Source organism: Polaribacter sp. L3A8 (assembly GCF_009796785.1).
Taxonomy (GTDB): Bacteria; Bacteroidota; Bacteroidia; order Flavobacteriales; family Flavobacteriaceae; genus Polaribacter.
This window is the reverse complement of record NZ_CP047026.1, coordinates 792,604-808,402: the sequence shown is the minus strand read 5'-3', so window position 1 is coordinate 808,402 and position 15,799 is coordinate 792,604. Positions and strand designations below refer to the sequence as shown.

General features: G+C 30.0%; 14 protein-coding genes. 8 read left to right on the top strand and 6 right to left on the bottom strand.

Translation table 11 applies throughout. From position 1 onward, the window contains the following. Window positions 1-8: 8 nt before the first annotated feature. Both GQR92_RS02985 and smpB read right to left on the bottom strand, forming a co-directional pair. Window positions 9-938, bottom strand: coding sequence for a geranylgeranylglycerol-phosphate geranylgeranyltransferase (locus GQR92_RS02985; protein WP_158837728.1), 930 nt, complete (start codon window positions 936-938; stop codon window positions 9-11). A gap of 38 nt (window positions 939-976) precedes the next feature. After that, window positions 977-1,444, bottom strand: a complete 468-nt coding sequence (gene smpB / locus GQR92_RS02980) for an SsrA-binding protein SmpB (RefSeq protein WP_105048769.1) — start codon at window positions 1,442-1,444, stop codon at window positions 977-979. A gap of 101 nt (window positions 1,445-1,545) precedes the next feature. On the opposite strand from smpB, the gene GQR92_RS02975 reads away from it, so the two are divergent. Beyond that, a complete protein-coding gene (locus tag GQR92_RS02975) occupies window positions 1,546-2,274 on the top strand; it encodes a DUF6503 family protein (protein ID WP_158837727.1) in 729 nt (242 codons plus the stop codon). Window positions 2,275-2,644: 370 nt separating this feature from the next. On the opposite strand, the gene GQR92_RS02970 is transcribed toward GQR92_RS02975, so the two are convergent. Both GQR92_RS02970 and clpB read right to left on the bottom strand, forming a co-directional pair. After that, window positions 2,645-3,142 carry a SixA phosphatase family protein gene (locus GQR92_RS02970; protein WP_158837726.1) on the bottom strand — a complete coding sequence of 166 codons (498 nt, stop codon included), beginning with the start codon at window positions 3,140-3,142 and terminating at the stop codon, window positions 2,645-2,647. Between the two features lie 154 nt (window positions 3,143-3,296). Next, complete coding sequence (gene clpB, locus GQR92_RS02965; RefSeq protein ID WP_158837725.1) at window positions 3,297-5,906, bottom strand: ATP-dependent chaperone ClpB; 2,610 nt, start codon at window positions 5,904-5,906, stop codon at window positions 3,297-3,299. A 163-nt stretch (window positions 5,907-6,069) separates the two neighbouring features. Here clpB and ytxJ point away from each other — a divergent pair, with 163 nt between their 5' ends. The 7 genes from ytxJ to GQR92_RS02925 all read left to right on the top strand — a co-directional run bounded on the left by ytxJ (window position 6,070) and on the right by GQR92_RS02925 (window position 13,830). Next, window positions 6,070-6,471, top strand: a complete 402-nt coding sequence (gene ytxJ / locus GQR92_RS02960; RefSeq protein ID WP_158837724.1) for a bacillithiol system redox-active protein YtxJ — start codon at window positions 6,070-6,072, stop codon at window positions 6,469-6,471. Window positions 6,472-6,531: 60 nt separating this feature from the next. After that, window positions 6,532-8,082 carry a DEAD/DEAH box helicase gene (locus GQR92_RS02955; RefSeq protein ID WP_158837723.1) on the top strand — a complete coding sequence of 517 codons (1,551 nt, stop codon included), beginning with the start codon at window positions 6,532-6,534 and terminating at the stop codon, window positions 8,080-8,082. Between the two features lie 496 nt (window positions 8,083-8,578). Further along, window positions 8,579-9,970, top strand: a complete 1,392-nt coding sequence (locus tag GQR92_RS02945) for an arginine decarboxylase (RefSeq protein ID WP_158837721.1) — start codon at window positions 8,579-8,581, stop codon at window positions 9,968-9,970. A gap of 46 nt (window positions 9,971-10,016) precedes the next feature. Then, complete coding sequence (gene speB, locus GQR92_RS02940; protein ID WP_158841935.1) at window positions 10,017-10,964, top strand: agmatinase; 948 nt, start codon at window positions 10,017-10,019, stop codon at window positions 10,962-10,964. Between the two features lie 9 nt (window positions 10,965-10,973). After that, window positions 10,974-12,506, top strand: a complete 1,533-nt coding sequence (locus GQR92_RS02935; RefSeq protein WP_158837720.1) for a carbon-nitrogen hydrolase family protein — start codon at window positions 10,974-10,976, stop codon at window positions 12,504-12,506. Window positions 12,507-12,515: 9 nt separating this feature from the next. Further along, the gene (locus tag GQR92_RS02930; protein ID WP_068452414.1) at window positions 12,516-13,484 is read left to right on the top strand and encodes a deoxyhypusine synthase family protein; all 969 of its coding nucleotides are present in this window, start codon (window positions 12,516-12,518) and stop codon (window positions 13,482-13,484) included. A 67-nt stretch (window positions 13,485-13,551) separates the two neighbouring features. Next, a complete protein-coding gene (locus tag GQR92_RS02925) occupies window positions 13,552-13,830 on the top strand; it encodes a hypothetical protein (protein ID WP_158837719.1) in 279 nt (92 codons plus the stop codon). Between the two features lie 61 nt (window positions 13,831-13,891). Here GQR92_RS02925 and blaOXA read toward each other — a convergent pair whose 3' ends face one another. Both blaOXA and GQR92_RS02915 read right to left on the bottom strand, forming a co-directional pair. Beyond that, a complete protein-coding gene (gene blaOXA, locus GQR92_RS02920; protein WP_158837718.1) occupies window positions 13,892-14,716 on the bottom strand; it encodes a class D beta-lactamase in 825 nt (274 codons plus the stop codon). Window positions 14,717-14,887: 171 nt separating this feature from the next. Continuing rightward, on the bottom strand, window positions 14,888-15,760 hold the full coding sequence (locus tag GQR92_RS02915) for a LysR substrate-binding domain-containing protein (RefSeq protein ID WP_158837717.1): 873 nt from the start codon (window positions 15,758-15,760) through the stop codon (window positions 14,888-14,890). Window positions 15,761-15,799: the final 39 nt, after the last annotated feature.

The following is a 15,799-nucleotide window of genomic DNA, read 5'->3' as shown; positions in this document are numbered from 1 at the left end:
TGTTTTTATTATTTTATTTTAAACAATACCATCGATAATATACCAAAAAGCATCACTATTTTCATCAAACTGCTTAGTTTAGAAAAGTCTTTCTTCGTTTCTGAAATCCATAATTGATACATAAAATAAAGGAATGGAAATAGAATAAAGACAATTCCATAACCTAAAAGGAGTATGTCTTCTTTTAAGGATTGTAGCACTATCAATAGAAATACCAATAATATGGCACTAAAGAAAAAAGCGACTTTAGAAGCTCTTTTTCTACCGAAAATAATGGGTAAAGTTTTTGCTTTTATTTTTAAATCGCCATTTATGTCTTCTATATCCTTTATAATTTCTCTAATAAAATTGGTTAGAACAGAAAAAACAATGTAGGTAACTGTAATTAGTAACAAACGGATTCCGGTGCCAATATTACTCATTACTTCTAATAGATTACTACTATGAGGTTTGGGCTCATTAAATAATACAGTGATAAAAATAACCAAACCTAAAAGAATAGAAACTACTAAATTACCAATTAAAAATGTTTTTTTTAGGTATTTAGAGTATAAAAACAATGCTAAAATGGTTCCTAAAAAGATAAAAATGTATTCTGTGTTTTCTGTCGTTATAGATACATAACTTCCTATAAATAATCCTAAAAGACTCGTAAAAGAATACAGAAACCATGCCTTTTTTATAGTAATAGAATTTCCTATAATAAGTTTTGCTGGTTTGTTTATTTTATCGGTATCAATATCAAAAATATCATTAATAATATAACCACCAGCCGTAATTAATAGAACGCTAAAAGTAAGTAGTGTAAACTGATAATGGGTTAAAGTAATACCTGTATATGTAGTGTGAATTAACGTGTAGTTTTTAAAACTAATATTACTAAAAAAAATAGAATCTATTAAAGCGTACTTGGTTAAAACCATTGTTAATAAAACCATAAAGAGGTTTTTATAACGAATAAGTCTTAAAAAATCCATTATCCGTTAAAGCTCTTTTTAATTCGTGCTAAATCTCGTTTGTTGTCTCTGTCTTTTAATACTTCACGTTTGTCATGTGTTTGTTTACCTTTTGCTAAGGCAATTTCTAACTTGGCAAAACCTCTATCATTAATAAACAAGCGTAAAGGAACAATGGTATTTCCTTTTGCTTCAACATCTTTTCTTAAAGAACGTAATTCGCGTTTATTCATTAACAATCTACGCTCACTTTTAGGTTTGTGGTTAAAGTGATGCCCAAACATGTATTCTTGAATGTACATATTAACAATAAACAATTCTCCGCCTTCATTAAATTCACAAAAACTCTCTGTAATTCTAGCCTGACTTAAACGAATCGATTTAATTTCCGTTCCTGTTAACTGAATTCCAGCCACGTATTTGTCTAGAATTTCAAATTCGAAACGTGCTTTTTTGTTCTTTATGTTTATATTTTTCTGAACAGCCATTGACTGATTTTTATTTAAATAATTTTAACAAAGATACATTTTTACTTTGGTCAAAGAAATGTAATTTTGAAATCTATTACCCACTCAATAAAACAAAACCAATGAAGTATTTACCAATTCTTTTTTTAGCTTTTTTAATTTCTTGTAAACCGTCTGAAAACAAGTTAACTGCACAGCAAATCATAGATAAAACTATTTTGTATGCTGGTGCTGATAAAGTGGCTAATTCAGAAATTAAATTCAAATTTAGAGACAAAGAGTATGTTGCTTATCGAGAAAACGGTAATTATAAATTAATTAGAGAGTTCGATTCTGTTATAGATGGTCTAACAAATGACGGTTTTAAAAGGTTTATCAATCTAGAAGAGCAAAAACTGTCTAAAGTAGATTCTTCTAAATATGCTAATGCCGTAAATTCTGTACATTATTTTTCTGTGTTGCCTTTTGGGTTAAATGACAAAGCTGTAAATAAAAAATTATTGCCATCAGTCACTATAAAAGGAAAAGAATATTACAAAATAGAAGTTACATTTTCTGAAAATGGAGGAGGAGAAGATTTTGAAGATGTTTTTATTTATTGGATTGGTAAAGAAGATTTTTTAGTTGATTATTTAGGGTATTCCTACCATACAAACGAAGGCGGAAAAAGGTTTAGAGTTCTAAAGGAACAATGTGTAAAAAACGGAATTCGTTTTGTAGATTTTCATAATTACAAGCCTTTAAATAAAGAAGTTTCTCTAGTTGATATTGACAAAGCTTATGAAAATAATACCCTTAAAAAAGTTTCTGAAATTGTTTTAAAAGATATTGAGGTAAAAGTTTTAGAGTAAAATTAAAAGTTATTTTTTTGAAGCTATTTTCTGCTTGGAGTTTATCTTGAGCGAAGTCGAAAGACACTCGCTTTTTTTATTCTGAAAAAGCATAAAAAAGAGCTCAAACAATTGCTGCAATCAGGGCTAGAAATTTGCTAATTTGTTTTAGAACTAGAAAATAATTTAATTTTTTATCAACCTAAACCTTAAGTAATCTATTTTTTTAGAAAGCATTTAAACATAAATATTACTCAACGTTCTCTATAACACTCATTTTTTATTTTGTCATTGCGAAGTTTACTTTTTTGTAAACTGTGGCAACCTCTATATAATCAACAGATTTCTTTGTTGCTAGCAATGATGCTAATTAATTTAAGAAATAAAACAACTAATCTACTTTTATAATTTTACTCGTTTTTTTATCACCAGTAATTGTTACAATGTATAAACTAGCATTGTTGTCATCGTCCATGTCTTTGTACTTTTTTTCTCCCAAAATTTTATTGACAAAAGCAGGAGTCGTGTTGCTATGCCCAACCACTAAAACTGTTTTTCCTTTTGTTTCTTGCTGAAAAATAGAATCGTACATTTTACTAGGGTTGTACTTTATGATTTCTAAATTTTTACTTTCTGCAGTTGGAGTTGCAGTTTGTAGGGTTCTGTTGTAATTTGTAGAATAAATAGCATCAAATTGTACATTTTTAAAATGATTTGCCCATTTTTTAGCTCTTTCTTGCCCGTTTTTATTTAAATCAGGATTTCTATTTGTTTTGTCTGTTCTGTCTTTTTCTGCATGGCGAATTAAATAATACGTTGTAGTTTCATTAGAAGTACAAGAAGTTAGAACAGTAAAAGCAAAAATAAAAAGGAGTAAAAAATTCTTCATAAAAGTTAATTTAAAGAACGAATATACTTAAAAAAGAAAAAGTGATGTTTAAAAACATCACTTTTTCCTTGCGAACTTCACTATTAATAATGTCTGTGTTAGAGGCTTTAGTAACAAATAAAAGATTGCTTTGTTTCTCGAAATGACATTAATTTTAAGTACTCTCAATTAAATCAGACTGATTTCTAAACACCAACTGATCATCAAAAGCATCAATTAAAATAATACTATCTGTGGTAATTTTACCAGACAATATTTCTTTAGAAAGCTGGTTTAAAACTTCTTTCTGAATAACTCTTTTTACAGGTCTTGCTCCAAATTCTGGCTGATACCCTTTTTCAGCTAAATATTTAATAGCTTCGTCCGTTGCATCTAAAGTAATTTCTTGCTTACCAATCATTTTCTTTAAGTGTTCTATTTGTAATTTTACAATTTCAAATATATTACCCTTGGTTAATGGCGTAAACATAATTACATCATCAATTCTGTTTAAAAACTCTGGTCTTACAGATTGTTTTAATAAGGCTAAAACTTCTATTTTAGCCAATTCGGTTACAGCATCTAAATCTGCTTTTGGATCGCTAAATTTATCCTGAATTATATGACTACCAATATTAGAAGTCATAATAATGATGGCATTTTTAAAATCGGCAACACGTCCTTTATTATCAGTTAACCTTCCTTCATCTAACACTTGCAATAACACGTTAAAAGTATCTGGATGCGCTTTTTCTATTTCATCTAAAAGTACCACAGAATAAGGTCTTCTTCTAACAGCTTCTGTTAATTGACCACCTTCATCATAACCAACGTATCCCGGAGGCGCACCAACCAATCTACTTACAGAATGACTTTCTTGATATTCACTCATATCTATACGAGTCATAGCGTTTTCATCATCAAACAGGTATTCTGCCAAGGCTTTAGCCAACTCTGTTTTACCAACACCAGTGGTTCCTAAAAACAAGAAACTACCAATAGGTTTATTAGGGTTTTGCAAACCAGCTCTAGAGCGTCTTACGGCATCAGAAACAGCAACAATAGCTTCTTCTTGTCCAACTACTCTTTTGTGTAATTGTGCTTCTAATCTTAACAGTTTTTCACGCTCAGACTGAATCATTTTTGTAACCGGAACTCCAGTCCATTTTGCAACTACTTCCGCAATATCATCATAAGTTACTTCTTCCTTTATTAAAGATTTTTCAGATTGATTATCTGCCAATACTTTTTGAAAACCTTCTAAATCTTCTTGGGCTTTTTTCATTTTCCCATATCTAATTTCGGCTACTTTACCATAATCTCCATCACGTTCTGCTTTTTCTGCTTCAACTTTTAAATCTTCTATAGCAGCTTTTGCATTCTGAATATTATCTACCACCTCTTTTTCAGATTTCCACTTCGCATTCATTTCATTGCGTTCTTCTTTTAGATTTGCTAAATCAGAGCGTAAAGATTTTAACTTAGTTTCGTCTTTTTCACGTTTAATGGCTTCAATTTCAATTTCTAACTGCATCACTTTTCTGTCTAAAACATCAAGCTCTTCTGGTTTAGAATTTATTTCCATACGCAGTTTTGCCATCGCTTCATCCATTAAATCAATGGCTTTATCTGGTAAAAAACGGTTGGTAATATAACGCTGAGATAATTCTACAGCACCAATAATAGCCTCATCTTTAATACGAACCTTGTGATGTGTTTCATACTTTTCTTTAATTCCTCTTAAAATAGAAATAGCACTTTCTGTATCAGGTTCATTAACAATTACTTTCTGAAAACGTCTTTCTAAAGCTTTGTCCTTTTCAAAGTATTTTTGATATTCATCCAACGTAGTTGCACCAATTGCACGCAACTCTCCACGCGCTAAAGCTGGTTTTAAAATATTTGCGGCATCCATGGCTCCTTGTCCGCCACCAGCACCAACTAACGTGTGAATTTCATCAATAAAAAGTACAATATCACCATCGGAATTTGTTACCTCTTTAATAACCGCTTTTAAACGCTCTTCAAATTCTCCTTTATATTTTGCACCTGCAATTAAAGCACCCATATCTAAAGAAAAAATAAGTTTTCCTTTTAGATTTTCTGGTACATCTCCATCTACAATTCTGTGTGCTAAACCTTCTGCAATAGCAGTTTTTCCGGTTCCTGGTTCTCCAACTAAAATTGGATTGTTTTTTGTTCTACGAGATAAAATCTGTAATAATCTTCTAATTTCTTCATCTCTACCAATTACAGGGTCTAACTTACCATCTTCGGCTAATTTGTTTAAGTTTTTAGCATATTTATTTAAAGAATTATAGGTTTCTTCTTGACTTTGAGAAGTTACTCTTTCTCCTTTTCTTAATTCGTCTATAGCAGCTTGTAAGTGTTTTTCTGTAACTCCTTGGTCTTTTAAAACTTGTGCAATATTGCTTTTAGATTTAAAAATAGCTAGAATTAAATGTTCTATAGAAACATAATCATCCTTCATTTTTTTAGCAATTACAGCTGCTTCTGTTAATGTTTTACTTGCTTCTCTAGATAGCATTAATTCTGCACCAGAAACTTTAGGTAAACTCTCTAATTGTTTGTCTAAAATTTGTTCTACAATAGTAATATTGATGTTCAATTTTTTCAAAAGAAAAGGCAAAACATTTTCATCTACTTGTGTTAAAGCTTTAAAAATGTGCTCGTTTTCTATTTGATTATGACCAAAACCTTGCGCAATCTGTTGCGCCATTTGTATGGTCTCTTGCGATTTTGTTGTATAATTGTTAAAATTCATTTTCTAAGTTTTTGTTTTTTTTTGATAACTATAAAGCAATTTTAATACCATCTATTTTTTAAGTTTAAAGTAAGTCAAAATGTCTGTAAAGTGTTGTTTATACTGACTTTTTGTCTGTTGAAAGTTTACTATATTTACACCGACAAATAACAAAAAACAATAAATGGGTATATTTAATAAGATTTTTGGAGGTAATGATGAAGGTAAGGAAAAAGAAGCAAAAGTGTCATACTTAAAGTGGATTCCTTTAACTTCTATGGAGCAGTTAGAAGAAATAAAAGAAATTTCTAAAACCGAAGCCGTATTAATTTTTAAACATTCTACACGTTGTGGAATAAGTAGTATGGTAATTAAGCGTTTTGAGGCTCTTTTTACAGAAGACCATCAAGATTTAAAAGTTTATTATTTAGATTTATTAAATTATAGAGATATTTCTGATGAAGTAGGATATGCGTTTCAGGTGATGCATCAATCTCCTCAATTAATTATCGTAAAAAATGGGGTTTCTGTAGAGAATACGTCACATTATGATATCGCAAATACAAATTTATCAAGATTTATATAGTTTAAACTTGCATTAAACCTTATTTAAGTCTTATTTTTGTCTTTTAAAATTTTTAATCGTTTGGCAGAAATAAACACTTCAGTAAAAAAAGTAGGTAAGGAATTATACGGATATCAAAAAGATGCTCTTCAAGAGATTTTTAGAAGGTTTGAGGATGCGCCCAAAGATTATCATCTATTGTATCAATTACCAACAGGGGGTGGGAAAACAGTAATTTTTTCTGAAATTGTAAGACGTTACTTAGAAACTTTTAAAAAGAAAGTTTTAGTTTTAACGCATAGAATTGAGTTGAGTAAGCAAACCTCTAGAATGTTAAAAGAGTTTGGTGTTTCTAATAAGATCATCAATTCTACAGCAGTATTAGACGATCAAGATGATTTTAATTGTTTTGTGGCAATGGTTGAAACCTTAAAAAATAGGTTGAATGATGATAAACTAGATATTTCTGATATTGGTTTGGTAATTGTGGATGAGGCGCATTATAATTCATTTACAAAAATCTTTAAATTTTTTGATGAATCTTTTATACTTGGTGTTACTGCAACTCCTTTAAGTTCTAACATTAAATTACCAATGTATGAGAATTATCAAGAATTATTTGTTGGAGAAACAATTCAGCATTTAATTGATAATGAGTATTTAGCAAGCGCAAACTTATATTCTTATAACGTTGGTTTAACATCTTTAGAAGTAGGAGCAAATGGAGATTATACGGTAAAATCTTCAGAAGATTTATATACCAATTCAGACATGCTTTCTAAATTGGTTTCGGCATATGAAGAAACTGCAAAAGGAAAGAAAACCTTAATTTTTAATAATGGTATTAACACCTCTATACAAGTGTTTCATGCCTTTAAAAAAGCAGGATATCCTATTGCGCATTTAGACAATACAAATACAAGAAGTGAGCGTGAGCTTATTTTAAAATGGTTTCATAAAACACCAGGTGCAATTATTACCTCAGTTAGTATTTTAACAACAGGTTTTGATGAGCCAACTATTGAAGCAATTATTTTAAATAGAGCAACAAAATCGTTAACCTTATACTACCAAATGATTGGTCGTGGTTCTAGGGTTTTAAGCGATAAAAGCACTTTTGATGTAATTGACTTAGGAAACAATTTTCATAGATTTGGCCCTTGGGGAGCAGATTTAGACTGGGAAAAAATGTTTAGAGCACCAGACTATTATTTAAATGCAATTCTTTCTGATGAAGATATAGAAAGCACCTTTAGATATGAGTTAACTGCGGATGTTAAAAAAGAGTTCGAAAAATCTACCGATACTTATTTCGATATGAAAAAAGTATATATAGATACCATTAGGCAAGGAGAATCTTCTAAAAGGGTACTAGAAAAATCGATTGTACATCATGCAAAAATGTGTATAGAAAATAGTGAAGACGTTTTTGATGCACTAATTTTAGCTAAATTACTAGGAGAAGAAATTGATGATAGAATTAATAGATACGCCAAATGTATTTCTAAAAGTACACACAATTTTGTAACCTGGTTAAAAGACGATTATAGAAAGAAATTAAATGCTTATTTAAGATCTAATTTTGATGAAGATTACGAAGAAATTCATGGTCATCCACCAATTGAAGAATAAAATATAAAAATAAAAAGTGCTGAATAATCAGCACTTTTTTTATGGGTGAAAAAGTGTTTTTTGGTAATAAAAATTTTGTGTTTCAACGTTTATTTTAAAATTTATCTTTATTTTTTAGATATAAACCTCTATAAAATCACTGTTTATAAGGAAAAAAAATAATTTCATTTTTTTTTGACTTTTGTTTTTTATATTCAAAAATAATATACATTTGCTTAACTTATTTAAGTAAAATGTATAGTTTTTCTTATTTCGGAAATATCTTTCTATCGGAGAATGAAAGTTATATCGCATTTTGGAAATGCAACGAAAAAATTAAGGTATCTCCATTTTCAATTCTTCCAGAATTGCAGCTTTTCTCAAAGTTGCATGTTGTTTACTTGCAAATATTACAGTGATAACATCTTTTTTTTTTTAAGGTTATAATTTCTATTCTAAAACAGTTTTTTTGTTTTAGCTTAGACATATTTATCATACAGTTAATTTAAAAGCAAAAGTGAATACAAAATATATAGATTTAGTCGAGCAAACGTTCGATTTTCCACAGGAAGAATTCAAAACAGAAAATAACAAATTGTTTTGGCACGGAATTAATTTAATGGAATTAATAGAGCAATATGGTTCTCCATTAAAATTTACATACTTACCAAAAATTTCAGAAAACATCAACAAAGCAAAAGGTTGGTTTCAAGAAAGTATCGATAAACATAACTATAAAGGAAAGTACTTTTATAGCTATTGTACAAAAAGCTCTCATTTTAAACATATTTTATATGAGGCTCTAAAAAATGATATTCATATAGAAACGTCTTCTGCTTTTGATATTGATATTGTAAATAAGCTTAAAAAAGAAGGCAAAATAAAAGATAATACATATGTTATTTGTAATGGATTTAAACGCGATCAATACATTAAAAATATTGGAGGCTTAATTAATTCTGGACATAAAAACGTAATTCCGATTATAGATAATTTCGAAGAAATTAATCTTTTATTAGATGAAACAGATAAAAAAATAAATGTAGGTATTAGAATCGCATCCGAAGAAGAGCCTAAATTTGAGTTTTATACCTCTAGATTAGGTATTGGGTATAAAAATATTGTTGCTTTTTATGAGCGTGAAATAGCTGGTAACAAACAAGTTGATTTAAAAATGCTACATTTTTTTATCAATACAGGTATCAAAGACAACGCATATTATTGGAATGAATTGATGAAGTGTTTAAGAGTTTACATCAACCTTAAAAAAGTATGCCCAACTTTAGATAGCTTAAATATAGGTGGTGGTTTTCCTATAAAAAACTCATTGGCTTTCGATTATGATTATCAATATATGATTGATGAAATTATCAACCAAATAAAACAAGCCTGTGATGAAGCAGAAGTAGATGTTCCTCATATTTTTACAGAATTCGGGAGCTTTACAGTAGGAGAATCTGGTGCAGCAATTTACGAGATTTTATATCAAAAGAAACAAAATGATAGAGAACGTTGGAACATGATAAACTCTTCATTTATAACTACTTTACCAGATGCTTGGGCAATTAATAAACGTTTTATTATGTTGCCAATTAATAAATGGAATAAACAATATGAACGTGTTTTATTAGGTGGTTTAACTTGTGATAGTGATGATTATTACAATTCTGAACAACACATAAACGGAATATATTTACCTGTGTTCGAAAAAGAAAATCCGTTGTATATCGGTTTTTTTAATACAGGAGCGTATCAAGAATCTGTTGGTGGTTTTGGTGGGTTACAGCACTGCTTAATTCCGCATCCAAAACATCTCATTATAGATAGAGATGAAGCCGGAAACATCACCACAAAAATATTTAAAGAGCAGCAAAAAAGTAGCGAAATGCTATCTATTTTAGGGTACTAACAAAGAAATACAATGGGTTTAAACCTATTGACAAATGAAATATAAAATGAACACAAATAAAACATATGCAGGAATTCCACAAGAGTTTGGAAACCTGTCAACATCTAAAGTAGTAATTATTCCTGTTCCTTATGATGGAACAAGCACTTGGCAAAAAGGAGCAGATAAAGGACCTCAAGCTTTTTTAGATGCATCAGAAAACATGGAGTTGTATGATATTGAAACGGATTCTGAAGTATATAAAGAAGGCGTTTATTTAGCAGATGCAATTACAGAAAATTCTTCTCCAGAGGCAATGGTAGAAGAAGTACATCAAATCACAAAAAAGTACATCAACAGAAATAAATTTGTAACTGTTTTTGGTGGTGAGCATTCTGTATCAATAGGAACTATAAGAGCTTTTAACGAGTGTTTTAGTAGTTTAACGGTTTTACATATTGATGCACATGCAGATTTAAGAAAAGAATATGATGGTTCTAAATGCAACCACGCTTGTGCTGTTTATGAAGCTAACCAAAATACAAATTTGGTGCAAGTTGGTATTAGAAGCATGGATATTTCTGAAAAAAGAGAAATGAATTTAGATAAAGTTTTCTTTGCACATGATATGGCTGTAAATGAAGACTGGATGGATGATGTTGTAGATCAATTAACTGAAAATGTTTTTATTACGTTTGATTTAGATGCGTTAGACCCTTCAATTATGCCATCTACAGGAACTCCAGAACCAGGTGGATTGTTTTATTACGAAACTTTAGAATTTTTAAAATTAGTTTTTAAACAAAAGAATGTGGTTGGTTTTGATATGGTAGAATTATGCCCTAATGAAAGCGAAAAATCATCAGACTTTTTAGCAGCAAAATTGTTTTACAAAATGTTAAGCTATAAATTTGCTTCTAATGATGATAGTTATGATAATGGTGATGATGCAAAAGATGCAAATCCATTTAGTAAATTGTCTAAGTTTAAAGATGATGATAACGACGATTTTTAGTCCTGTAAAATGATCAAAAACATCGAGAACATTGAGCTTCATTATTTAACGTTAACAGATTACAAACAGTTAAAAGAAGCAATGATTCAGGCATATTCAAGTATGCCAGGTTCTTATTGGAGAGAAAATCAAATTAAATCTTTGATTGATAAATTTCCAGAAGGACAAGTTATTATTAAAGTAAATGGTGAGTTAGCAGGTTGTGCATTGTCTATTAAATTAGATTATGATAGTTTCGACGATCAGCATACGTATGAAGATATTACAGGGAATTATACCTTTGATACGCATGATGAAAATGGAGATGTTTTATACGGAATTGATGTTTTTATTAAAAAAGAATACAGAGGTTTACGTTTAGGTAGAAGGCTGTATGACTATAGAAAAGAACTTGCCGAAAAACAAAATTTAAGAGGAATTGCATTTGGAGGTAGAATTCCGAATTATCATAAATATGCAGCAACTTTATCACCAAAAGAATATATAGAAAGTGTTAAGCGTAAAGAAATTCATGATCCAGTTTTAAATTTTCAAATTTCGAATGATTTTCATCCTTCAAAAATTTTAAAAGGATATTTAGAAGGTGATGAAAATTCTGGTGAGTTTGCGGTTTTGTTAGAATGGGATAATATTTACTATGAGAAAAAATCTAAAAAAGCAGCTACAAAGAAAAAGGTAGTTCGTTTAGGATTGATTCAGTGGCAAATGCGTTTGTATAAAGATTTGGAAGAATTAATGCAACAAGCAGAGTATTTTGTAGACGCAGTTTCTGCTTACAGGTCTGATTTTGCGTTGTTTCCAGAGTTTTTTAACGCTCCGTTAATGGCAGATAATAATCATTTACCAGAGTCGGAAGCAATTAGAGAATTGGCAAAATATACCCCAGAGATTGTTCAGAAATTTTCTGAGTTGGCAATTACGTATAACATTAATATTATTACTGGTAGTATGCCAGAAATTAAAGATGAATTGTTGTACAATGCAGGTTATATCTGTAAAAGAGATGGATCTACAGAGCGTTATGAGAAATTGCATGTTACCCCAGATGAAGCAAAAGTTTGGGGAATGCAAGGTGGAAATGAGTTAAAGACGTTTGATACGGATTGTGGTAAAATTGGCGTATTAATTTGTTATGATTCTGAGTTTCCAGAATTAAGTAGACTTTTAGCCGAAGAGGGAATGGATATTTTGTTTGTTCCGTTTTTAACGGATACGCAAAATGGATATTCTAGAGTACGTCATTGTGCACAAGCTAGAGCTATAGAAAACGAGTGTTACGTAGCTATTGCTGGTAGTGTTGGTAATTTACCAAAAGTAAATAATATGGATATTCAGTACGCACAATCTATGGTGTTTACGCCTTGCGATTTTTCTTTTCCTGCAAACGGAATTAAAGCAGAGGCAACCACAAATACCGAAATGATTTTAATTGCGGATGTAGATTTAGATTTACTAAAGGATTTAAACCAGTTTGGTAGCGTACGAAATTTAAAAGATAGAAGAACAGATATATTTGAAGTAAGAAAACTTCCAAAAAAATAAAAAAACAAAATGAGCAAACCTATTACAAATTTTATAGAAAAATACTTTTTACACTTTAACGCTGCAGCTTTAGTAGATGCTGCAAAAGGGTACGAAGCACAATTAAACAAAGGATCTAAAATGTTAGTTTCTTTAGCGGGAGCAATGAGTACTGCCGAATTAGGGAAAATTTTTGCGGAAATGATTCGTAAAGATAAAGTACAAATTGTTTCTTGTACAGGTGCAAACTTAGAGGAAGATGTTATGAATCTTGTAGCACATTCTCATTACAAGCGTGTACCTAATTATAGAGATTTAACCCCACAGGACGAGTGGGATTTACTAGAAAAAGGATTAAACAGAGTTACAGATACTTGCATACCAGAAGAAGAAGCTTTTAGAAGAATTCAAGAACATATTGTAAAAATATGGAAAGATGCAGAAGCAAAAGGAGAGCGTTACTTACCACATGAATACATGTACAAATTATTGTTATCTGGTGTATTAGAACAATATTATGAGATAGATATTAAAGATTCTTGGATGTACGCAGCGGCAGAAAAAAACTTGCCAATTATTTGTCCAGGTTGGGAGGATTCTACTATGGGTAATATTTTTGCTTCTTACGTTTTAAAAGGAGAGTTAAAAGCAAGTACGGTAAAATCTGGAATTGAGTACATGACGTTCCTTGCAGATTGGTATACAAATAATTCTGAAAACGGAATTGGATTCTTTCAAATAGGAGGAGGAATTGCAGGAGATTTCCCTATCTGTGTGGTGCCAATGTTGTATCAAGATATGGAAAAACCAGAAACACCATTTTGGAGTTATTTCTGTCAGATTTCAGATTCTACAACAAGTTATGGTTCGTATTCTGGAGCAGTACCCAATGAGAAAATTACTTGGGGTAAGTTAGATATTGATACGCCAAAGTTTATCATAGAAAGTGATGCTACTATTGTAGCTCCATTAATTTTTGCTTATTTATTAGAAATGTAGCATTGCAGATGCTTTTATTATAAAAGCTGAATTGCTAATTTTTAACTTATAATTAAAAAATATAAAAATGAAAAGAGTAATCGTAGAATACGCAAAATTAACTACAGACATATTAGATATGTTGGTAGAAAAGTATCCTGACGGATATGACTATGAAGACATTATTTCCTTTAAAAATGCAAAAGGAGAAACTGTAAAAGCGGTAGAAGTGAAGACAGAAGACACTGTGTATCTTGTTAAAATCAGTTCTAAACTAGAGCAAACGATGGAAGATTATGCAGAAGATGAAGATTCTTTTGACGAGGATGAAGATTTAGATGTTGATGATTTAGAAGACGAAATATAAATAATGGAATAAAATAGCTTGAAAATTTTTCAAGCTATTTTTATTTTAGACTACTGCGTTTTTATTCTATTAGTTCTAAAGCTTTCAACGTAATTTCTTTTCTTAATTTAGGGAAGCCCTTAATATCTGTAGTTTCTTTTGGAGATATATTGGTTGCAAAAAAGAGTGTATTTTCTTTTGATTGTGCATAACCAACAAACCAACCATTTTGTTGCTTATTTCTAACAGATAACCCTGTTTTACCATATAAAGTGTACTTTTCGTTTTTTTCGATGAAAAGTATTTTTCTCATAATATCTTCAGTTCTCTTTGATATTTTAAGTTCCGATTTGTAAAAGCGTTTTAAGAAATCTATTTGTTCAAATTGATTAATTTTAGAAGCACCTTCTAACCAAAATACATCTAAGTTTTCAGAATTTACATCCATATTTAGATAGTTCAGTTTTTCTAAATAGGCATTCATTCTTTTTTGTCTTATTTTTCTAGCTATTTCCTGATAACACGGTACACAAGAATATTTAAAAGCATCTTTTAAGATTAAATCTTGTTCCCATACTTTATAAGCTCTTTTTTCACCATTCCATTTAAACAAAGTACTATCGTTGTCTACTACTTTTGTTTCTAAGGCAATCATAGAATTCGGAATTTTAAAAGTAGAAGCAGGTAAGCGACCCGTTTTTGCCCATTTAAAATCATTAGCGTAAAAAAGATCTTTGTTTAAGTCGTAAATAAGAATAGCGCCACTAATATTATTTGAGTCTATGATTTTTTGAAATTTAGCATTTACTATTTCATTTGTAGTTGTTTTATTTTTTTGCTCCTTTGCCGTTTTTTTATCACAAGAAAAGATTAATGTCAGTATTAAAATAATGTTTAAAATTTTCATTTATAATGATTTGGTTTGTTTAAAATAGGTTTTAGCTTACCTATAGTGTATTTTGATGGAATTCTGTCAATTAGAGTAAAATTTGTAAAGAGAATACGAACTTTAAGTTATTAAATTGTTCTCGATACAATTTTTCGTGCCTCAAAATCACTCGAACGGACATTTTAGGTTTTATTCTTCTATTGATTTTGTAAGATCAATAATTGTATTTATTGTTTTATTAGGATCATTTTTTCTCCAATTGACAAATAAGTCTATTTTTTCATGTAGCTCAATAAACCGAACATTTTGAAACTCGCCATGTTTGTAAGATAGTGGTAAAATAGAAATTCCCAATCCACGAGAAACTAGGTTTAAAATCATTCCTCCAAAATCAGACTCAATAATCGTTTTAGGTTCAAAACCGTAGGTGTCGAAAAAATTTCTTAAAAGTGACGCAAAAAACGTTGTTTGATGCAAGCCAGCAATAATAAATTTCTCGTCTTTTAATTCCTTTAAATTATCTAAAGATTCTTTAGTTAGCCAATGGTTTTTAGGAACCACCAAACAGATGGGTTCTGATGATAATTTATGTGTACTAATGTTTATGTTTTTGATGGAATCTCTACTAAAAGCAATATCCGTATCGTAATTTAATAATAGTTTTTCGTGTGTTTTGTCTGTGGGCTCTATCAATTCTAATTTTAAATCGGGTAAATTAGAATTGATAATTTCAAGGAAATTTGGTAGAAATTTAAAAGCAATAGAACCAGGATAACTGATAGAAACAAAACCAGCTACTCCTTCATCAATTTTTTTTGCTTGTCTATGAACTTGGTCAAGTTCTTTTATGGTTGTAGTCCATTTTTTTTGTAGAAATTTACCTGCATCTGTTAGCTTTACATTTCTTTTATCTCTTTCAAAAAGCTGAATTCCTAGTTCGTTTTCTAAAGCCTGAATTTGTCTGCTTAATGATGATTGAGAAATAAACATCTTCTCGGAAGTTTTCCAAAAATGAAGTTCATTAGATAAGGTTAAAAAATATTTTATTTGTTGAATCGTCATAGTTTAATGCGTTTTTTGCATTAATCAATCAAAAATAAG

Coding starts and splice junctions, on each gene's coding strand:
- GQR92_RS02985 (WP_158837728.1), bottom strand. CDS start 938: ATGGTTTTATTAACAATGGTTTTAACCAAGTACGCTTTAATAGATTCT.
- smpB (WP_105048769.1), bottom strand. CDS start 1,444: ATGGCTGTTCAGAAAAATATAAACATAAAGAACAAAAAAGCACGTTTC.
- GQR92_RS02975 (WP_158837727.1), top strand. CDS start 1,546: ATGAAGTATTTACCAATTCTTTTTTTAGCTTTTTTAATTTCTTGTAAA.
- GQR92_RS02970 (WP_158837726.1), bottom strand. CDS start 3,142: ATGAAGAATTTTTTACTCCTTTTTATTTTTGCTTTTACTGTTCTAACT.
- clpB (WP_158837725.1), bottom strand. CDS start 5,906: ATGAATTTTAACAATTATACAACAAAATCGCAAGAGACCATACAAATG.
- ytxJ (WP_158837724.1), top strand. CDS start 6,070: ATGGGTATATTTAATAAGATTTTTGGAGGTAATGATGAAGGTAAGGAA.
- speB (WP_158841935.1), top strand. CDS start 10,017: ATGAACACAAATAAAACATATGCAGGAATTCCACAAGAGTTTGGAAAC.
- GQR92_RS02935 (WP_158837720.1), top strand. CDS start 10,974: ATGATCAAAAACATCGAGAACATTGAGCTTCATTATTTAACGTTAACA.
- GQR92_RS02930 (WP_068452414.1), top strand. CDS start 12,516: ATGAGCAAACCTATTACAAATTTTATAGAAAAATACTTTTTACACTTT.
- GQR92_RS02925 (WP_158837719.1), top strand. CDS start 13,552: ATGAAAAGAGTAATCGTAGAATACGCAAAATTAACTACAGACATATTA.
- blaOXA (WP_158837718.1), bottom strand. CDS start 14,716: ATGAAAATTTTAAACATTATTTTAATACTGACATTAATCTTTTCTTGT.
- GQR92_RS02915 (WP_158837717.1), bottom strand. CDS start 15,760: ATGACGATTCAACAAATAAAATATTTTTTAACCTTATCTAATGAACTT.